The 18656-nt window shown below is 56.8% G+C and carries 17 protein-coding genes; 6 read left to right on the top strand and 11 right to left on the bottom strand.

Annotation, left to right across the window (positions count from 1 at the left end):
* Positions 1 to 242: 242 nt before the first annotated feature.
* Positions 243 to 788 (bottom strand): A24 family peptidase, encoded by a 546-nt coding sequence (locus tag ACA373_RS12630; RefSeq protein ID WP_370734580.1) that lies wholly within the window; start codon positions 786 to 788, stop codon positions 243 to 245.
* A gap of 238 nt (positions 789 to 1026) precedes the next feature.
* Here ACA373_RS12630 and mutT point away from each other — a divergent pair, with 238 nt between their 5' ends.
* The gene (gene mutT, locus ACA373_RS12625) at positions 1027 to 1422 is read left to right on the top strand and encodes an 8-oxo-dGTP diphosphatase MutT (RefSeq protein WP_301251449.1); all 396 of its coding nucleotides are present in this window, start codon (positions 1027 to 1029) and stop codon (positions 1420 to 1422) included.
* A 172-nt stretch (positions 1423 to 1594) separates the two neighbouring features.
* Here the strand turns inward: mutT and yacG are convergent, their stop codons facing one another.
* Genes yacG through coaE form a run of 3 tightly spaced genes read right to left on the bottom strand, consistent with a single transcriptional unit; the run spans position 1595 to position 3168 of the window.
* Positions 1595 to 1798, bottom strand: coding sequence for a DNA gyrase inhibitor YacG (gene yacG / locus ACA373_RS12620; protein WP_253455270.1), 204 nt, complete (start codon positions 1796 to 1798; stop codon positions 1595 to 1597).
* Between the two features lie 11 nt (positions 1799 to 1809).
* Positions 1810 to 2553 carry a cell division protein ZapD gene (gene zapD, locus ACA373_RS12615; RefSeq protein ID WP_125289008.1) on the bottom strand — a complete coding sequence of 248 codons (744 nt, stop codon included), beginning with the start codon at positions 2551 to 2553 and terminating at the stop codon, positions 1810 to 1812.
* A 3-nt stretch (positions 2554 to 2556) separates the two neighbouring features.
* Positions 2557 to 3168, bottom strand: coding sequence for a dephospho-CoA kinase (gene coaE / locus ACA373_RS12610; protein ID WP_301251446.1), 612 nt, complete (start codon positions 3166 to 3168; stop codon positions 2557 to 2559).
* Positions 3169 to 3403: 235 nt separating this feature from the next.
* Here coaE and ACA373_RS12605 point away from each other — a divergent pair, with 235 nt between their 5' ends.
* Positions 3404 to 4444 carry a GMP reductase gene (locus ACA373_RS12605; RefSeq protein WP_253455268.1) on the top strand — a complete coding sequence of 347 codons (1041 nt, stop codon included), beginning with the start codon at positions 3404 to 3406 and terminating at the stop codon, positions 4442 to 4444.
* Between the two features lie 207 nt (positions 4445 to 4651).
* Here the strand turns inward: ACA373_RS12605 and hofC are convergent, their stop codons facing one another.
* The 4 genes from hofC to nadC form a co-directional block, all read right to left on the bottom strand.
* On the bottom strand, positions 4652 to 5851 hold the full coding sequence (hofC, locus tag ACA373_RS12600; protein ID WP_370734590.1) for a protein transport protein HofC: 1200 nt from the start codon (positions 5849 to 5851) through the stop codon (positions 4652 to 4654).
* On the bottom strand, positions 5844 to 7235 hold the full coding sequence (gene gspE, locus ACA373_RS12595) for a type II secretion system protein GspE (RefSeq protein WP_370734579.1): 1392 nt from the start codon (positions 7233 to 7235) through the stop codon (positions 5844 to 5846). The genes hofC and gspE overlap by 8 nt, the downstream gene beginning before the upstream one ends.
* On the bottom strand, positions 7232 to 7681 hold the full coding sequence (ppdD, locus tag ACA373_RS12590) for a prepilin peptidase-dependent pilin (protein ID WP_253455266.1): 450 nt from the start codon (positions 7679 to 7681) through the stop codon (positions 7232 to 7234). Before ppdD ends, gspE begins: the two co-directional genes overlap by 4 nt.
* A 206-nt stretch (positions 7682 to 7887) precedes the next feature.
* Entirely contained in the window at positions 7888 to 8793 is a 906-nt protein-coding gene (gene nadC / locus ACA373_RS12585) for a carboxylating nicotinate-nucleotide diphosphorylase (protein ID WP_370734578.1), read from the bottom strand.
* A gap of 215 nt (positions 8794 to 9008) precedes the next feature.
* Here nadC and ampD point away from each other — a divergent pair, with 215 nt between their 5' ends.
* Together ampD and ampE are read left to right on the top strand one after the other, a co-directional pair.
* Positions 9009 to 9575: a 1,6-anhydro-N-acetylmuramyl-L-alanine amidase AmpD gene (gene ampD / locus ACA373_RS12580; protein ID WP_370734577.1), complete on the top strand. Its 567-nt coding sequence runs from the start codon at positions 9009 to 9011 to the stop codon at positions 9573 to 9575.
* Positions 9576 to 9580: 5 nt separating this feature from the next.
* Positions 9581 to 10435, top strand: coding sequence for a beta-lactamase regulator AmpE (gene ampE, locus ACA373_RS12575; protein ID WP_253455263.1), 855 nt, complete (start codon positions 9581 to 9583; stop codon positions 10433 to 10435).
* A 246-nt stretch (positions 10436 to 10681) separates the two neighbouring features.
* Here the strand turns inward: ampE and ACA373_RS12570 are convergent, their stop codons facing one another.
* From ACA373_RS12570 to ACA373_RS12560, 3 genes are all read right to left on the bottom strand, one after another.
* Complete coding sequence (locus ACA373_RS12570; RefSeq protein WP_301251441.1) at positions 10682 to 11632, bottom strand: family 43 glycosylhydrolase; 951 nt, start codon at positions 11630 to 11632, stop codon at positions 10682 to 10684.
* Positions 11629 to 13041, bottom strand: coding sequence for a glycoside-pentoside-hexuronide (GPH):cation symporter (locus ACA373_RS12565; RefSeq protein WP_253455261.1), 1413 nt, complete (start codon positions 13039 to 13041; stop codon positions 11629 to 11631). The genes ACA373_RS12570 and ACA373_RS12565 overlap by 4 nt, the downstream gene beginning before the upstream one ends.
* Before the next feature lie 206 nt (positions 13042 to 13247).
* A complete protein-coding gene (locus ACA373_RS12560) occupies positions 13248 to 14603 on the bottom strand; it encodes an amino acid permease (protein WP_253455260.1) in 1356 nt (451 codons plus the stop codon).
* Between the two features lie 496 nt (positions 14604 to 15099).
* On the opposite strand from ACA373_RS12560, the gene pdhR reads away from it, so the two are divergent.
* The gene (pdhR, locus tag ACA373_RS12555; RefSeq protein ID WP_253455259.1) at positions 15100 to 15864 is read left to right on the top strand and encodes a pyruvate dehydrogenase complex transcriptional repressor PdhR; all 765 of its coding nucleotides are present in this window, start codon (positions 15100 to 15102) and stop codon (positions 15862 to 15864) included.
* Between the two features lie 121 nt (positions 15865 to 15985).
* The gene (gene aceE, locus ACA373_RS12550) at positions 15986 to 18649 is read left to right on the top strand and encodes a pyruvate dehydrogenase (acetyl-transferring), homodimeric type (RefSeq protein WP_253455258.1); all 2664 of its coding nucleotides are present in this window, start codon (positions 15986 to 15988) and stop codon (positions 18647 to 18649) included.
* Positions 18650 to 18656: the final 7 nt, after the last annotated feature.

The raw sequence follows: 18656 nt of genomic DNA, 5'->3' as shown, positions 1-18656 counted from the left end.
AGCCACAGCCACAGCCACAGCCACAGCCACAGCCACAGCCACAGCCACAGCCACAGCCACAGCCACAGCCACAGCCACAGCCACAGCCACAGCCACAGCCACAGCCACAGCCACAGCCACAGCCACAGCCACATAATTTTTACTAAAGCCAGCTCACCTTGCGTCAGTTATAGTCTTTGCCAAAGCGAGGCCGTGTTATGCCAGTTATAGTCTTTGCCACGTCAGGGCCGGCCTCCTGGCCGTTATCCATAGAGCCAGAGAAATATCGTCCAGCCTGCAAAGGCCAGCGCAGGCCCAAAAGGGAAAGGCGCATTAAGCGGATGCCTGAACATCAGCCACGCGGCAAAAAGCGCGGCTGAGGTGATAAGCGTCGCCAGCAGCACGATCCAGGGCAGCCGCTCCAGGCCCGTCCAGGCGCCCAGCGCCGCCAGTAATTTGGCATCGCCCAGCCCCAGCCCCTCTTTGTTTCTCAGCAGCCAATAGCCGCGCGAGAGCAGCCAAAGCGTGCTGTAACCCGCCGCTGCGCCATAAACGGCCTGCTCCGGCGTCAGGCCCGGCAGCAATCCGATCGTGCTGGCAAGCAGTCCAAGCCAGAGCAGCGGCAGCGTCAGCATATCCGGCAGCAGAAACAGGCGATAATCCACGACTGCCAGTGCTAATAACGTCCAGCTTAGCAGCAGCGCCGGCAGCCACAGCCTCAGAGGCAGCTGCGCTATAACGATTGTTGTCACTGCCAGTAGCGCTGGCAGCATGAACATGTTTACCTGAAGGCTAAAGATGCGGCGCATATTTCTCTCCTCTTATCCGTGAGTCGGCAGACGTCGCCGTGCCTGTCTGCTTTGCTTAAGACGGGCTTCCCTGGAACGAAATTCTACGCTTTGTTTTTACTGCCGTACCGGCCTTCGGCCATTTTCATGCTGTTACATAGCTGATTTTCGTAACGGCTCGCAGTTTACAATCGGGCTTGCGATTGTGCCGCAACGCTGGAATAGTGGCGGCGTACTTCAGGCAATCCAGAGAACAGTTATGAAGCATTTGCAGGTGGCAGTAGGCATCATTCGTGACGGGCAGAAAAGAATATTTCTAACCCAGCGCTCCGCTAAATCCCATATGGCTAACCGATGGGAATTTCCCGGCGGGAAAATCGAAGCAGGCGAAACGCCGGAACAGGCGCTGAAGCGCGAGCTACAGGAAGAAACGGGCATCACTCCGCTGAGCGCATCGGCCTGCGGTATGGCCAGCCATACGGACAGCGAGCTACAGGTCACGCTGCATTTCTTTCTGGTAGAGGCCTGGCAGGGCGAACCGTGGGGACGTGAAGGGCAGCCGCAACGTTGGGTCGCGCAGCAGGCGCTGGTGGCGGAAGAATTTCCTCCCGCCAATGCAGAACTGATCGCTCGCCTGCAGGCCGGACTGATTTAGACGCGATCGTTGCCCGTAGGCTTGGGTGGATTCAGGCGATATCGCTCGCAGGCCGGGGCTGATTCAGGCGATATTGTTCGTCTTCAGAGCGGGTCAACGTAGACGATATTGCCTCGCTGCTGGCTGAAAAGGGCCATATTCAGCCAGCGGTCATCTTCCTGGTAGTAGGCTTTCAGTAGCGATCTTTCGGTTCTTCGCTCCATTCATCGCTGTCGGAAAGATCGCCCTCGCTGGGAATACGTTTCTCTTCGTTAGCCCATTCGCCCAAATCGATCAGCTGGCAGCGCTTGCTGCAGAAGGGCCGCCAGGGGCTCAGCTCATCCCAGATAACCTCTTTATCACAGGTTGGACAGTTTACAGTGATGACTTCATTCATTGATCATTACCTCAGCAGCAGGCAAGTTGAAAATCGAGGCGCGCCGGCACCTCGCCGTGCTCGCTGTCGAGCGGCAGAAAGCGGATAGCATAGCGGCTTTTATGGCCGGAAACCTGCGGATAAAGCGAGTCCTCCAGCATCAGCTGCAGGCGCAGCAGATCGGCGCCTTCCGCATTGTCCTGATAAAATCCGTTCAGGCTGGTCTGATGGCGAAAAGCGCCCGACTGGCGAATTAAGTCCAAAATCAGCGTCAGCGCGTCGCGGATAGGCGCCAGCGAGTTCATCCACAGCGCAACCTGACTGTCCCGTTTCTCCTGTTCTATATGCAGCCAGATATGCAGCGTAGGCAGGTCGAAACTGCAGCAGCCGCCGGGAATACTTAAGCGCTGACGCACCAGTCCGATCAACCGATCTTCCCGCATCATCTGTCCCATACGCGGAGCGGCCATCAGCGCAGTCGAACGCGTTTTCAGACTGTCGTGCAGCTTATGCACCAGATCCATATCCACGCCCGGCACTTCTGCCCAGGAGCGCAGCTTCTGCTGCTGCTTATCCAACTCTTTGACAATTTCGGTACGCAGTTCGCCGCGTTCAAATACATCCAGCAGCTCGGCCGCATTGCGGAAAAAAGTTAGCGCGCTGACTGAATCGACGATGGTGCGGCTGCTGTCCAGCTGATTCATCAAAAATTCAATGCGCAGCCAGGTCCGCATTTTTTCATTTAATGGGTACTCAAATAAAACCGTTGTGCTCATGCTTTAATCCTGATCTGTTGCTCCGGCAAGCTGGCGATAGCGCTGATCCAGCCGGGCAACTTTGGCGGCCACATCATCAGGTGTGCCGCCGTTATCGATAATGTCGTCGGCTACGGCAAGTCGCGCTTCACGCGTGGCCTGCGCAGCCAAAATATGTTCAGCCTGTTCACGGCTGATGTGGTCTCTGCTCATGGTACGCGCCAGCTGCGTTTCGCGATCGACATCCACAACCAGCACCCGATCGGCCAGCTGTTGCAGATTGTTTTCAACCAGCAAAGGAACGACCCACAGGCACCAGACGGAGCGGGTTAACGCCAGCTGGCGACGGGTCTCACTATGGATCAGCGGATGCAGAAGGGCGTTCAGCCAGGCTTTTTCCTGCGCGGAACTAAAAATCCGCTGACGCAGCGCGGCGCGATCTAACGAGCCGTCCGGGCGAATGACCGCCGCACCGAACCGCTCTTGTATCGCTTTCAGCGCGGGTTGACCGGGCTCCACGACCTGACGGGCAATAATATCGGCGTCAACGATATCCACGCCTCTGGCCGCGAAGGCGTTAGCGATAGTGGTTTTCCCGCTGCCGATACCACCGGTCAGCGCAACAGTATAGCTCATAGTCCCGATTCTCACGGCTCCGATGTGACCGCATCCGCTCAGGCCAGCATTGACGCGGCCGCTAAAAGTGGGGTGCAGATCACATAAGAGAATCACAGATAAATTCATGGGATTGTAGCCTAAATAAACCTGTTTTCGCAGTCTTGTCCGTGCGTTTTTAGCGCGTATGATAAGGCTACTGGAGCTGGCAGCAGCACCCAATCATCAGATTGCGCCATCAACCAGGAAGTGATTTATGCGTATTGAAGAAGATATTAAGCTAGGTTTTAAAGATGTCCTGATCCGCCCCAAGCGTTCCACGTTGAAGAGTCGTTCACAGGTTGACCTGAACCGTCAGTTCACCTTCAAACACTCCGGCGTCGCCTGGTCAGGCGTGCCGATCATTGCCGCCAATATGGATACTGTCGGCACCTTCAGCATGGCGGAAGCGCTGGCCTCATTCCAGGTCCTTACCGCCGTTCACAAGCATTATAGCGTGGCACAATGGCAGGCCTTTATCGATCGCGTACCTGAAAGCGTACTGCAATACGTGATGGTTTCTACCGGCACTTCCGATGCCGATTTCGTTAAAATGCAGCAGATCCTCGCGCTGTCGCCCGCGTTAAATTTCATTTGTATTGACGTTGCTAACGGCTACTCCGAACACTTTGTCGAGTTTTTACAGCGCGCTCGCGAGGCCTGCCCGGATAAAACTATCTGTGCGGGTAACGTAGTGACGGGCGAAATGGTGGAGGAGCTTATTCTTTCCGGTGCCGATATCGTAAAGGTGGGCATCGGCCCCGGATCCGTCTGTACTACAAGGGTGAAAACTGGCGTAGGCTATCCGCAGCTTTCCGCCGTAATTGAATGTGCGGATGCGGCTCATGGGCTGGGCGGTCAAATTGTCAGCGACGGCGGCTGTTCGGTACCGGGCGACGTGGCGAAAGCCTTCGGCGGCGGCGCCGATTTTGTGATGCTCGGCGGGATGCTGGCCGCGCATGATGAATGCGAAGGCACGCTGGTGGAAGAGGACGGCGAGCAGTTTATGCTGTTTTACGGCATGAGTTCTGAATCTGCGATGAACCGGCACGTTGGCGGCGTGGCGGGCTATCGGGCGGCAGAAGGCAAAACCGTTAAGCTTCCCGTTCGCGGCCCGGTAGACAACACGGCGCGAGACATTCTTGGCGGCCTGCGCTCTGCCTGTACCTACGTTGGCGCTGAGCGGCTGAAAGAGCTGACCAAGCGCACGACCTTTATCCGCGTGGCGGAGCAGGAAAACCGGGTGTTCAACCGTTAAAGTCGGCAACCGGCCTGCCGCTTGCGCTGAGCGGCAGGTTTTTACGCTGTCGCTTTCACACCCTGCCTGGCAGAACGGCATCACTTTGCCTGCCTTAAAGCGTCGCCTGTCCCAAAATGTTACCTGCTTCAAAACATTGCCTGCCTTAAAGCGTTGTCTGTCTTAATACGTCCTCTGTGTGAATATATCGCCTGGTCAAAACGGTCACTATCCCAAAGCATCGCCCAGGTTAAAGATGGGCAAGTACATCGCGACTACCAGCGTGCCGACCAGCACGCCGGTAACGATCATCATTAACGGTTCCAGCGCGGCGGCCAGATTATCCGCCAGCTCATGCGTGCTGGCCTCATGCCATTCCCCTAGCCGCAGCAGCAGGCTGTCCAGCGCGCCAGCCTCTTCGCCCACTTTTATCAGCTGGTAGCACAGCGGCGTGAAAAGCTCGTGCTGTGCCAGCGCCTGGTACAGCGGGTTACCGGCGGCGATATGCTGCTGCAGGGCGACTATCGCCTCCCGCCACAGCAGATGATCGAGCGTTTTCTCTACCGCCTGCAGCCCCTGCAACAGCGTCAGACCAGCCTGCTGCGTCAGCGTCAGGGTCAGAAAGATACGGCTGAGCTGGCCGCCGCGATAAAGCCTGCCGATAAGCGGCAGCTGTAACAGACATCGCTGCTCGTTACGCTGCCAGACGGGCAGGCGACGGCTCTGCCAGCGCCAGTAAGCGAGGCTGCCGAAGGCCAGCGGCAAAATAAGCATGCCATAACGCTGCAGCCCCTCGGACAGCGCGATTATGGCCGCGGTAAAAACCGGTAGCGGCGCTTTAAAGGAACGATAGATAGCTACAAACTCCGGCAAAACGAAAACCAGCATCCCGATGCTGACCAGCAGCGCGACGGCGACCACAAACAACGGGTAGCGCAGCGCTTTCATTACTTTCTTTTGCAGCTGTTGTTCTCTTTCCTGCTGACCGGCCAGCCGCAGACAGCATTCGTCCATTCTGCCGGTCAGTTCGCCAACCGCGATCAGGGCAGGGTAGAGCGGTGGGAAAACTACAGGCCAGTCGGCCAGCGCCTGTGAAAAGGGTATGCCTTCCGACACGCTTTGCTCTATCTGCGTGAGTAAAGCCTGCCAGCCGGGATCGGCATGGCCTTCAGCCGTCAGCCGCAGGCTGGCAGAAAGCGTCATGCCTGCCTGCAAAAGCGTAGCCAGCTCGCGGAAAAAGGTAATCTTGTGCTGCCATTTCCAGTCGCCGGCGTGATAGCGGCGTCCTTTGCTAACCTTTAGCGGCAGCAGGTCGAGCGCCATGAGCCGTTCCGTTGCTTCCTGGCGGCCACGGCAAAAACAGGCTCCCTGATGAAAAGCGCCTTCTTTGTCCATGGCCTGCCATTCCACTAACAGCGGATCAGTCATCGTCATTACCGACAATTCGATTCAGCTCTGCCAGCGTGGTTTCGCCTTTATTCACGCTATGTAGTCCTTCTACAAACAGCGAGTTTATATTTTGCTGCCGGGTAATTTTCAGCAGCGCCTCCTGAGCGCTGTCGGTCGCGATAGCATTTTGCAGCCGCGCATTAACGGGAAGCAGCTCGAACAGCGCCAGCCTGCCATAAAAGCCGGAATAGCAGCGTTCGCAGCCGACGGCGCGCCAGTTTTGCACCGTACCCGGCCAGAGATCCTGAGGGAAATGGGCCAGCGCTTCGGCGGGTTCGCGACAGTGCGGGCAGAGACGGCGTACCAGACGCTGGGCGATAACCAGCTTTAGCGCGGAGGCAAGCTGGTAGCCGGGAATGCCGATTTGCCTTAGCCGGGTCAGCGTTTCCGCCGTGGAGTTGGTATGCAAAGTCGACAGAACCAGATGGCCGGTCTGCGCCGCCTTGATGGCGATTTCCGCCGTTTCCGCATCGCGGATTTCGCCAATCATAATTACGTCGGGATCCTGACGCAGAAGAGCGCGTAGCACGCGGTTGAAATCAAGTCCGGTTTTAGGATGTACCTGGGTTTGATTAACGCCCGGCAGCGGGATTTCCACGGGATCTTCCACGCTGCACAGGTTGCGGCCCGGCGTGTTAAGCGAGCTCAGCCCGCTGTAAAGGGTAAAGGTTTTCCCGCTGCCGGTAGGGCCGGTAACCAGAATCAGCCCCTGCGGCCTCGCCAGCGCCTCGCGAAAGCAGCGCAGCGCCGCTGGCGACATGCCGAGATTCTCCAGCGACACGGACTGGGTGTCAGTTTGCAGCAGTCGGATAACCGCTTTTTCACCGCAGCGCGTGGGCAGCGTCGAGAGGCGAAAGGAAGTGGGTTTTCCCAACAGTGCCAGCGTGAACTGGCCATCCTGCGGGATCCGGCGTTCGGCGATATCCAGGTTAGCGACTATTTTCAGCCTTGCCAGCAGCGCCGCGGCGTTGTCGGCTGGCGAAGTCGGCACGTTTTGCAGCACGCCATCCACCCGAAAACGGATGCGTAACGCGTCGGCCTGAGGTTCGATGTGGATATCGGACGCGCGCTGCTGTATCGCCAGCGCCAACAGATTGTCGATACGCTGGATGGTGGTTTCGCTATGTGCCGCCGCAGGTTCCGATGCGGCCGGACGATCCTGTCGATACTGTTCCAGTCGCGCCGGTGGCCAGTACTCAATCTCAATCGCGCCCTGAGCGGTAAAACGCAGCGCCGCCATCATATCGGCCGAGGGCGGCGTCGCCATCGCGATGTGCAGCCGCTGCGGCGTAAGCGAAAGCACCACGGCGTGATGACGTTGACAAAGGGCCTCGACGGCCTGCAGAGAGGAAGACGCTGTCATTCCGCCACCTCGCTGTCATCGTCAAAGCGGAAGATATTTTCACAGGCTTCTTTCAGCCCCGTTTGCTGGGTGGCGCAGGTGCGCTGCCAGCCGATTTGGCCTTCGGCACCGTCCCACTGCGGTTTCATTGTTACCGTCAGGCCATTCAGGCTCTCCTGGCCCGTCAGCGTCAGCGCGCCGCCCTGCACGGCCACAGTGGCAACATAGCGCGACCCTTTCCCGGACGGCACGCCGTTGCTGCCTGCGCTACAGCTTTCCGCGCCGCCGTGCTCGATGGCGCACAGCTCCACGGCGGTTTTAAAAGGCATTGCCGTTTGCAGCATATCGGTCAGCGCGGCTTTTTGCAGATAGTTCTGGTAAGCCGGCAGGCCGATAGCGCTGAGAATGGCGATGATAGCGATAACTATCATTAGTTCGACCAGGGTAAATCCCTGCTGATTTTTCATGATGTTGACTTCCATGTGTTTAAGGAGTCAGCAACGTACCGCTGAAAAAAAACGCAGGCCAGCGGCAAAAAAACGTTTCCGAAGAAGGGCAGCAGGAATTCTTTCGCTATTACATCAGCACACAAAAAGGCGGGAAGACGGCTCGCAAAATTCAGTGATGGGAGCGAAAACGCCATCCGGAGACGGCGTTAAAATGACAGGTAAAATTAATGGGCGGTAGCGGGGCGAAAGCGCATGGAGAGATCCAACGCCCGCACGTGCTTGGTTAGCGCGCCGACCGAGATGTAATCCACGCCCGTTTCGGCGAAAGTCCGTAACGTCTCGTCGGTGACGTTGCCGGAAACCTCCAGCAGCGCGCGGCCGTTGGTCAGGCGCACCGCTTCCCGCATCTGCTCAACGCTGAAGTTATCCAGCATGATGATATCCGCCCCGGCCTCGATCGCCTGACTAAGCTCGTCCAGCGATTCAACCTCAACTTCCACCGGCACGTCCGGATGCAGCCAAAACGCCTTTTCCACGGCCTGGCGTACTGAACCGGTGGCGATAATATGGTTTTCCTTGATCAGGAAAGCGTCGGAAAGGCCCAGTCGGTGGTTAGCGCCGCCGCCGCACAGCACGGCATACTTCAGCGCGGTGCGCAGTCCCGGCAGCGTTTTTCTCGTATCCAGCAGCTGCGTTTTGGTGCCTTCAAGCATAGCCACATAGCGGCTGACCTCGGTCGCCACGCCGGATAACGTCTGGACAAAATTCAGCGCGGTGCGTTCCGCTGTCAGTATCAGCGAGGAAGGGCCGGTTACTTCAAACAGCGGCTGGTTGGCGACGATCGCGTCACCATCCTCCACGTGCCAAATCATCTGCGTCTTATTACCAAGCTGGATAAAAACTTCTTCGACCCAGCGTTTCCCGCAGAAAATACCCGGTTCACGGGTAATCACTACGGCATGAGAGCGGGCATCTTCTGGTAACAGGCTGGCGGTAATATCCCGGCTGGCGTCGATCTCGCCGCCCAGGTCTTCTCGCAGCGCCAGGGCGACGGCAGGAGGAATATCATCCTTAATACGTTCCAACAGCGCGGCACGGCGGCTGTCCGCATCGTAGCGACGGGTTGTCATGGTCAAACTCCAAAAGGGCGGATTGAAGAGAGAACCATGCTAGCTTTTTTACCTGCGGCTGGCGAGTCGGTTACTGCGCCAGGGCAGCCGATTTTTTGCCGCCTGACAGGGCAAAAAGCGACGAAACTTCCCCGAGCTGTTTCTGCGGCGGCGGGGCTTCCCGCGTCAGGGATTCATGTTACTCTGATGTTATCTATAGAAAAGGAGAGCAGGCCATGCAGTTGCAGTCAGGCTGGCTGACCGGCGTGAAGCGGGTGCCGTCGCCGCATTTTAATCAGCGCCCGCAAAACGAAACGCCCACGCTTCTGGTTATTCATAATATCAGCCTGCCGCCGGGCGAGTTCGGCGGCCCGTGGATCGATGCGCTATTTACCGGCCAGCTGGATGCCGGGGCCCATCCTTACTTTGCGGATATCGCGCATCTGCGGGTTTCCGCGCATTGCCTGATCCGTCGCGATGGCGAAATCATCCAGTACGTGCCTTTTGATTTACGCGCCTGGCACGCGGGCGTTTCCTGCTATCAGGGACGGGAGGCCTGCAATGATTTTTCTGTTGGCATTGAGCTGGAAGGCATCGATGTGCTGCCCTATACCGATGCGCAATACCAGGCTTTGCAGGCGGTGACCCGTTTACTGGCAAAGCACTATCCGCAAATAGTCGAAAATATTACCGGGCATAGTGATATCGCGCCGGAAAGAAAAACCGATCCCGGACCGGCGTTTGACTGGGAAAGATTTCGGAGCGGGCTGGAGCACGATCCCTCCGCTGTACAGCAGGAGTAACAGGCATGACGCTTTTTAGTTTGTTATTGGTTCTGGGTTGGGAACGCTTGTTTAAAATGGGCGAGCACTGGCAGTTGGATCACCATCTGGCCCGGTTGTTCCGTCGTCAGCGGCGCTTTTCGCTGCTGCGCACGCTGGCGATGACGCTGGCGGCGATGGCGGTGGTCGCACTCTGTTTACTGGCGCTGAAGGGCCTTTTTTTCGGCGTTTTACAGCTGCTGTTCTGGATTGCCGTTGGGCTGTTGTGCATCGGTGCGGGGTCGGTAAGGCTGCATTATCATGCCTATCTGAAAGCGGCCAGCCATAACGATACGGACGCGCACAGCGCCATGGCAGAAGAGCTGACGCTGATCCACGGCCTGCCGATGGAGTGTAACGAGCGCGAATATCTCTGCGAACTGCAAAATGCGCTGCTGTGGATTAACTACCGCTTTTATCTGGCACCGCTGTTCTGGTTTGTCGTGGGCGGCCCATGGGGACCGGTTCTGCTGGTGGGATATGCTTTTCTGCGCGCGTGGCAGAGCTGGCTGGCGCGTCGTTATACGCCACTGGAACGGTCGCAATCCGGCGTGGATGCTATTCTGCACTGCGTTGACTGGATCCCGGTAAGACTGGCGGGAGTTGCCTATGCCTTATTGGGACATGGCGAACGCGCGCTGCCGGCCTGGTTTGCTTCATTGGGCGACCGGCATACCTCGCAATATCAGGTGCTGACCCGACTGGCGCAGTTTTCGCTGGCGCGCGATCTGCATACGGACAAGGTGCAAACGCCGCGAATTGCCGTTGCGCTGGCCAAGAAAGTGTCGCTGGTGATCGTGGTAGTGGTGGCGCTGCTGACTATTTACGGCGCGCTGGTATAGCAGGAGTAATCCGGCCCGCAGGCCGGATTATTGGCTGTCAGGTTATTGCTCAGGCAGCCGCGCTGTCGTTGGTGCCAAACCCTCCCTCGATAAAACTACCCACGCTGCTGCCAATCCAGCTACCGATCCGTTTTCCAATATAGCCGGTTGCTTTGGATACCAAAGTGGAAATAACCGGGATAGTCGTCAGGTTGCCGATCGCAGCGCCAATAAACTCGCCTGCCCGGCATCAAATTAACGGCTTTGTTAATCCACGGCCGCCGGCGGTTCGCCAAAGACCGGCATGCCGTCGCTATCCCAGGTAAAGGTTTTAATGCAGGTGTGCCGGTTGGGATCGTAAAGCGGATCGCCTTCGATTTCCGTGTAGTCTCTCGCATGATAAACCAGTACGTCCTCACCCTGTTCCGTTACCGTAAAGCTGTTATGCCCCGGCCCGAACTGACGGTTTTCCCAACTGGTTTTAAAGACCGGCTGAGGGGATTTTTGCCAGTTTTCCGCTTTCATCGGATCGGCAGCAACGTCGATCCACAGCAGGCCCATACAGTAGTTTTCATCCGTCGCGCTGGCCGAATAGCTGACGAACAGGCGGTTGCCGTGACGAATAACCGCAGGCCCTTCGTTGACGCTGAAGCCCACGCATTCCCAGTCGAACTCAGGCCGACTCAGCATCACCGGCGCGCTTTTCAGCGACCACGGCGTTTCCAGTTCGGCCAGATAGAGATTGGAGTTGCCGGGGATCGCCGGATCTTTTTGCGCCCACAGATACCAGTTTCTGTCCTGATGCACGAAGTGGGTCGCGTCCAGCGCAAAACTGTCGATGGGCGTCATGACCTGACCGCATTCATGCCAGGCGCCGGTAAGCGGATCGTCGTCATGACAGGCGATAGCGAACATGCGGTGCTGGAACAGCCCATCTTTGATTTCTCTGGACGGCGCGGCGGCAAAATAGATGACCCAGACGTTATCAATAAGATGCAGTTCAGGCGCCCAAATCAGCTCGCTCATTTCGCCGCTGGCGTGTTTTTTCCAGACCACGACGGCTTCGGCTGCCGCCAGATCGGCTAAGGTCGCGGCGCGGCGCAGCTCAAGCCGATCGTATTCAGGTACGGAGGCGATAAAATAGTAATGCTGCCGATGGCGCAGAATAAAGGGATCGGCGCGCTGTGCAATAAGGGGGACGGGCCAGTGACTGCTCATGCTCCTGTTCCTTCTGGTTTAACCGGCGCTTTGCCGTGATGATAATCGTTAAGTTCGCGGAAATTATGGCGACGCTGTTCCAAATCCAGCTGGATTTTTTGCATCGTTGGTCGGTCAACCTTCAGCAGCCTGACCACGCCAGCGGTAATCAGATAACCGACGCCCGGAATAATGGTAAACAGCAGCGTGATGCCGTTGACGGCCAGCGGCGACTGGGCTTTCGCGCCCGCGTCGTAGCCGTAAAAAGAGAGCAGGAAGCCAACCATCGCGCCCGCTACGGCCAGGCCAACCTTGAGGAAAAACAGATTGCCTGAAAAGCTGATGCCGGTAATGCGCTTGCCGGTTTTCCACTCGCCGTAATCGTCCACGTCCGCCATCAGCGACCAGTGCAGCGGCGAAGGGATCTGATGCAGAATATTCAGCAGGAAGTACATCACCACAATCAGTACCGTAGCGTGCGGATCCAGGAAATAGAAGCCGCAGGAGAACAGCGCCAGCACGATATTGGTCCAGAAGAAGACTTTCAGTTTGCACCAGCGATCGGTCAACACTTTGGCCAACGTGCTGCCCAGCATCATGCCTATTACGCCCAGGCTGATAAACAGCGTGGCGAAATGGGTCGTTTGCCCCATGACCCAGGTGACGTAGTACATGGTGGCCGCCATGCGGATAAAGCCGGGACAGACGTTACAAAAGGTCAGCAGCAGGATGCGCACCCACTGGTCGTTTTTCCACACGTCCCGTAAATCGGATTTCAGATCGCTGTTGCTCGGTACGGCAGGATGAATGCGTTCACGCACCGTGGCGAAGCAAAAAAGGAACATGCAGAGGCCGATAAAGGCCAGCACGCTCATCGCCATCTGGTAGCCGCGCGCTTTGTCGTCGCCGCCGAACCATTCCGCCATCGGCAGCAGGGAGAGCGACAGGATCAGCGTGGCGATGCCGACCATCACAAAGCGGTAAGACTGGCAGGAGACGCGTTCGCCGGGATCGTTGGTAATCACGCCGCCAAGCGAGCAGTAAGGAATATTGATAGCGGTATAGGTTAACGACATCAGAAAGTAGGTGGCAAACGCATAGATAACCTTATTGTCATAGCTCCAGTCCGGCGTGGTAAACATCAGCACGCTGAACAGCACATAGGGCAGGGAAATCCATAGCAGCCAGGGGCGAAAACGTCCCCAGCGGCTCTGCGTTCTGTCGGCCAGCGCGCCCATAATGGGGTCGGTAATCGCATCCAGCACGCGCACGGAAAGCAGCAGGACGCCGACCAGCGCGGGCGCAAGGCCAAAGACATCCGTATAAAAATAGTTAAGGAAAAGCATGATCGCGCCGCCGATCATATTGCAGCCCGCGTCTCCCATGCCATAGCCAATCTTCTCTTTTACCGAAAGCGCCGCGCTCTTCATGGATAATCTCTCCCACAGGATGAAGCAGAGATTATCACTGGCTTAATAGTATCTTGCGCTGGCGCAAAAGGTTGCAGAGATGGACAAAACGGCTGTAACCGGAAAAGTGTGAGTAAGCTGGCAATTCGCGCGGTGAGGGCCATAAAAGGTAAGGCAGGCTGGAGGATTAGCGCGCAGTAAAAAGGGCGCCGAAGCGCCCCGGGCCATCAGGCTTTTTGCAGCCGGTTTTTTACCGCGTAGCCAATGGCCAGCACGATAATCCACGGCGGAATAAGCCATACGGAAATCGCCATGCCCGGCGTCATCGCCATAATGACCAGAATGCCGATCATAAACAGCAGGCAAATCCAGTTGCCGGCGGGATAGAGCAGCGCCTTGAAGCGAGTCTGCACGCCTTCGCGCGCTTTCGCCTGGCGGAACTTCAGATGGGCGTAGCTGATCATCGCCCAGTTGATCACCAGCGCGGAGACCACCAGCGCCATAAACAGGCCCAGCGCCTCGCCCGGCATCAGATAGTTCACCAGCACGCAAATCGCCGTGGTAGCGGCTGAGAGCGCCAGCGCCACGTAAGGCACGCCGCGACGGTCAACCTTCAGCAGCGCCTTCGGGCCGTTGCCCTGACGGGCCAGGCCGTAAAGCATCCGGCTGTTGGAATAGACGCAGCTGTTATAAACGGAGAGCGCCGCCGTTAAAAACACCAGGTTCAGCACGTTCGCCGCCAGGCTTTCGCCCAGGTCGTGGAAAATCATCACAAACGGGCTGCTGTTGGCGGTAACTTTTGTCCAGGGATAAAGCGAAAGCAGCACGATAATCGAGCCGACATAAAAGATCAGGATACGCCAGATCACCTGGTTGGTGGCCTGCGGAATGCTTTTTTGCGGGTCATCCGCTTCGGCCGCCGTGATGCCTACCAGCTCCAGGCCGCCGAAAGAGAACATAATGATCGCCATCGCCATCACCAGTCCGCCCACGCCGTGCGGGAAAAAGCCGCCGATCGCCCAGATATTGCTGATCTTCGCATCCGGGCCGCCATGACCGCTGAACAGCAGCCAGCAGCCGAACACAATCATCGCCACCACGGCGACCACTTTCACAATCGCTAGCCAGAACTCCATTTCGCCAAAGATTTTTACGCTGGTCAGGTTGATAGCGTTAATCAGCACAAAGAAGATGGCGGCGGCGGCCCAGGAAGGAAACGCGGGCCACCAGACCTGAATATACTGCCCGACGGCGGTCAGTTCCGCCATCGCGACCAGGATATAGAGCACCCAGTAGTTCCAGCCGGAAGCGAAACCGGCAAAGTTGCCCCAGTATTTATAGGCAAAATGGCTGAAAGAACCGGCAACCGGCTCTTCCACGATCATTTCGCCCAGCTGGCGCATAATTAAAAAGGCGATAAAGCCGCCGATGGCGTAGCCCAGTAAGACGGACGGGCCCGCCATTTTAATGGTTTGTGCGATCCCCAGAAAAAGGCCGGTGCCGACGGCGCCGCCTAATGCAATTAGCTGAATATGGCGGTTTTTCAGGCCGCGCTTCAGCATATCGCCCTGCTGTTGTTCCATAGTGATCCTCTTGGTCTCGTTATTGTACTAAGGGCGAGCCTTTGTCATCATTTTATTACGATAGGTGTACTTAAATGTTTACATAAGAAACCCCGCAAAAGCGGGGCTGCCTCTACTTTCGCGATAAGAATAATGATAAGCGCCGGGTAATGCACTCGCTTTCTGTTTAAGCCGGGACGGCTGCAAAAAAAACAGGTTTCGGCAACGTTTGTTTTTGTCATAAAGGATGCCTGAAGACGAATCGATTTTACTTATGACGCCGTTAATCGGGCGCCATTAACTGCCTGGTCTCCTTCAGAAAAGTTAATTTTTTTAACATTCTTTCTGACGCGTTTAACCTGTTATAAGGCATTAATTCGCGCCCGTAAAACGAGACATGCGTCTGGTTTTGCGCCGTTGCCATATAGACATCAGGTGAATACTTTGTTACTTTACGGGCTCCTTTTTGCAATTGGTATGACCAATTTACTCGGGCAAACGGCACGAAGAAGGGATGATGGCCTACAGCAAAATCCGCCAACCAAAGCTATCCGATGCTATCGAGCAGCAGCTTGAGTCCTTGATTATGGAAGGGACGCTGCGTCCCGGTGAAAAGCTCCTCCCTGAACGCGAGCTGGCTAAACAGTTCGACGTCTCCCGTCCCTCTTTGCGTGAAGCTATCCAGCGTCTGGAAGCAAAAGGCCTGCTGCTGCGCCGTCAGGGCGGTGGCACTTTTGTAAAGACTAACCTCTGGCAAAGCCTGAGCGATCCGCTGGTGGAACTGCTGGCCGATCACCCTGAATCGCAGTTCGATCTGCTGGAAACGCGCCACGCGCTGGAAGGGATAGCGGCCTACTATGCGGCGCTACGAGGAACGGAAGAAGATCTGGCACGTATCCGGGATTGCCATCTGCAAATCCAGACCGCGCAGGAGAGCGGCGACCTTGATGCCGAAGCCAACGCGGTCATGCAGTATCAGATAGCTGTCACAGAGGCGGCGCATAATGTGGTGCTGCTGCATTTGCTACGCTCAATGGGGCCGATGCTGCAACAGAACGTCCGACAGAATTTTGAATTGCTCTACTCGCGCCGCGAAATGCTGGCGAAAGTGAGCGGTCACCGCGCCAGTATTTTCGAGGCGATTGTGGCGCGCGAACCCGAAAAGGCACGCGAGGCCTCACACCGCCATCTGGCGTTTATCGAGGAAATATTGCTGGACAGAAGCCGGGAACAGAGCCGAAGAGAGCGCTCCCTGCGCCGATTACAGCAGCGTAAGGATTAACGCGTAATCATAACGCGACAACCACGAAGGGCCTGTCTCTCTGTGTTTTGCACTGAGCCAGAGGACAGAGAGACAGGCTCCAGACAATTCAACGTATTAGACACAGATAAGGAATACCCCCATGTCAGAACGTTTACACAATGACGTGGATCCGATTGAAACTCGCGACTGGCTACAGGCGATCGAATCGGTCATCCGTGAAGAGGGCGTGGAGCGCGCGCAGTTCCTGATCGATCAGGTATTGAGCGAAGCACGCAAAGGCGGCGTAAAGGTAGCGGCGGGCACTGGGGCCGGCAGCTACATTAACTCTATCGCCGTTGAGGACGAACCTGACTATCCGGGTAATACCTCGCTGGAACGTCGTATCCGTTCCGCCATCCGCTGGAACGCCATCATGACCGTTCTGCGTGCATCGAAGAAAGATCTGGAGCTGGGCGGCCATATGTCTTCCTTCCAGTCCTCGGCGACCATTTATGAAGTGTGCTTTAACCACTTCTTCCGCGCGCGCAGCGAAAAAGACGGTGGCGACCTGGTGTACTTCCAGGGCCACATTTCGCCGGGCGTCTACGCGCGTGCTTTCCTGGAAGGCCGCCTGACCGAAGAGCAGATGAACAACTTCCGTCAGGAAGTGCACGGCAAAGGCCTCTCTTCTTATCCGCATCCAAAACTGATGCCGGATTTCTGGCAGTTCCCGACCGTTTCGATGGGTCTTGGCCCAATCGGCGCCATCTACCAGGCGAAATTCCTCAAGTATCTTGAGCACCGTGGCCTGAAAGATACCTCACAGCAGACCGTTTACGCCTTCCTGGGCGATGGCGAGATGGACGAGCCGGAATCCAAAGGCGCGATCACTATCGCCACCCGCGAGAAGCTGGACAACCTGGTGTTCATCATCAACTGTAACCTGCAGCGCCTGGACGGCCCGGTAACCGGCAACGGCAAAATCATCAACGAGCTGAGCGGCATCTTTGGCGGCGCAGGCTGGGAAGTGATCAAGGTTATCTGGGGCGGACGCTGGGACGAGCTGCTGCGCAAAGATACCAGCGGCAAGCTGATCCAGCTGATGAACGAAACCGTTGACGGCGACTATCAGACCTTTAAATCCCGCGATGGCGCCTACGTGCGCGAGCACTTCTTTGGTAAATATCCGGAGACCGCCGAGCTGGTCAAAGATATGACCGATGACGAGATTTGGGCGCTGAACCGTGGCGGCCACGATCCGAAGAAAATCTACGCGGCGCTGAAAAAAGCGCAGGACACCAAAGGCAAACCTGTGGTGATCCTGGCGCATACCATTAAAGGCTATGGTATGGGCGACACGGCAGAAGGCAAGAACATCGCTCACCAGGTGAAGAAAATGAACATGGATGGCGTACGCTACATCCGCGATCGTTTCAACGTGCCGGTAGAAGATGACAAAATCGAAAGCCTGCCGTACGTCACCTTCGACAAAGAGTCGGAAGAGTACAAATATCTGCATGGCCAGCGCGAGAAGCTGGGCGGCTATCTGCCGACGCGTCAGCCTAACTTCAGCGAGAAGCTGGAGATGCCTGCGCTGGAAGACTTCCGTCAGCTGCTGGATGAGCAGAACAAAGAGATTTCCACCACCATTGCCTTTGTGCGTGCCCTGAACGTGATGCTGAAGAACAAGTCGATCAAAGATCGTCTGGTGCCGATCATCGCCGACGAAGCGCGTACCTTTGGTATGGAAGGCCTGTTCCGTCAGATCGGCATCTACAGCCCGAACGGCCAGCAGTACACGCCGCAGGACCGTGAGCAGGTTGCCTACTACAAAGAAGATGAGAAAGGTCAGATCCTGCAGGAAGGCATCAACGAACTGGGCGCAGGCGCATCCTGGCTGGCGGCGGCAACGTCCTACAGCACCAACAACCTGCCGATGATCCCGTTCTACATCTACTACTCGATGTTTGGCTTCCAGCGTATCGGCGATCTGTGCTGGGCGGCGGGCGACCAGCAGGCGCGCGGCTTCCTGGTCGGCGGCACCTCCGGTCGTACCACGCTGAATGGCGAAGGCTTGCAGCATGAAGATGGTCACAGCCACATTCAGTCGCTGACTATCCCTAACTGCATCTCTTACGATCCGGCTTACGCTTACGAAGTCGCCGTTATCATGCATGACGGTCTGGTGCGTATGTACGGCGAAGCGCAGGAAAACATCTACTACTACATCACCACGCTGAACGAAAACTACCACATGCCGGCGATGCCGCAGGGCGCAGAAGAAGGTATCCGTAAAGGTATCTACAAGCTGGAAACGGTAGAAGGCAGCAAAGGTAAAGTCCAGCTGTTGGGTTCAGGCTCTATCCTGCGTCACGTTCGTGAAGCGGCACAGATCCTGGCGAAAGACTACGGCGTTGGCTCCGATGTTTACAGCGTGACCTCCTTCACCGAACTGGCTCGTGACGGTCAGGACTGCGAGCGCTGGAACATGCTGCACCCAACTGAAGCGCCTCGCGTGCCTTACGTTGCGCAGATCATGCACGACGCACCGGCCGTGGCTTCAACCGACTATATGAAACTGTTCGCCGAGCAGATCCGTACCTATATTCCAGCCAGCGACTATCGCGTGCTGGGCACGGATGGTTTCGGTCGTTCCGACAGCCGCGAAAATCTGCGTCACCACTTCGAAGTGGACGCGTCTTACGTGGTGGTTGCAGCGCTGGGCGAACTGGCTAAACGCGGCGAGATCGATAAGAAAGTGGTGGCGGAAGCCATCACCAAATTCAATATCGATGCCGATAAAGTCAACCCGCGTCTGGCATAAGAGGTAA

Origin of the sequence: Erwinia sp. STN24 (assembly GCF_041320675.1) — a bacterium.
Classification (GTDB): domain Bacteria; phylum Pseudomonadota; class Gammaproteobacteria; order Enterobacterales; family Enterobacteriaceae; genus Erwinia; species Erwinia aeris.
This window is presented reverse-complemented; position numbering and strand designations above follow the sequence as displayed.

Bases quoted from the DNA above. Each gene is read 5' to 3' on its own strand.
- mutT (WP_301251449.1), top strand. From the start codon at position 1,027: ATGAAGCATTTGCAGGTGGCAGTAGGCATCATTCGTGACGGGCAGAAA.
- ACA373_RS12630 (WP_370734580.1), bottom strand. From the start codon at position 788: ATGCGCCGCATCTTTAGCCTTCAGGTAAACATGTTCATGCTGCCAGCG.
- ACA373_RS12565 (WP_253455261.1), bottom strand. From the start codon at position 13,041: ATGAAGAGCGCGGCGCTTTCGGTAAAAGAGAAGATTGGCTATGGCATG.
- ampD (WP_370734577.1), top strand. From the start codon at position 9,009: ATGCAGTTGCAGTCAGGCTGGCTGACCGGCGTGAAGCGGGTGCCGTCG.
- zapD (WP_125289008.1), bottom strand. From the start codon at position 2,553: ATGAGCACAACGGTTTTATTTGAGTACCCATTAAATGAAAAAATGCGG.
- coaE (WP_301251446.1), bottom strand. From the start codon at position 3,168: ATGAGCTATACTGTTGCGCTGACCGGTGGTATCGGCAGCGGGAAAACC.
- pdhR (WP_253455259.1), top strand. From the start codon at position 15,100: ATGGCCTACAGCAAAATCCGCCAACCAAAGCTATCCGATGCTATCGAG.
- ampE (WP_253455263.1), top strand. From the start codon at position 9,581: ATGACGCTTTTTAGTTTGTTATTGGTTCTGGGTTGGGAACGCTTGTTT.
- gspE (WP_370734579.1), bottom strand. From the start codon at position 7,235: ATGACAGCGTCTTCCTCTCTGCAGGCCGTCGAGGCCCTTTGTCAACGT.
- yacG (WP_253455270.1), bottom strand. From the start codon at position 1,798: ATGAATGAAGTCATCACTGTAAACTGTCCAACCTGTGATAAAGAGGTT.
- ppdD (WP_253455266.1), bottom strand. From the start codon at position 7,681: ATGAAAAATCAGCAGGGATTTACCCTGGTCGAACTAATGATAGTTATC.
- ACA373_RS12605 (WP_253455268.1), top strand. From the start codon at position 3,404: ATGCGTATTGAAGAAGATATTAAGCTAGGTTTTAAAGATGTCCTGATC.
- ACA373_RS12570 (WP_301251441.1), bottom strand. From the start codon at position 11,632: ATGAGCAGTCACTGGCCCGTCCCCCTTATTGCACAGCGCGCCGATCCC.
- nadC (WP_370734578.1), bottom strand. From the start codon at position 8,793: ATGACAACCCGTCGCTACGATGCGGACAGCCGCCGTGCCGCGCTGTTG.
- ACA373_RS12560 (WP_253455260.1), bottom strand. From the start codon at position 14,603: ATGGAACAACAGCAGGGCGATATGCTGAAGCGCGGCCTGAAAAACCGC.
- hofC (WP_370734590.1), bottom strand. From the start codon at position 5,851: ATGACTGATCCGCTGTTAGTGGAATGGCAGGCCATGGACAAAGAAGGC.
- aceE (WP_253455258.1), top strand. From the start codon at position 15,986: ATGTCAGAACGTTTACACAATGACGTGGATCCGATTGAAACTCGCGAC.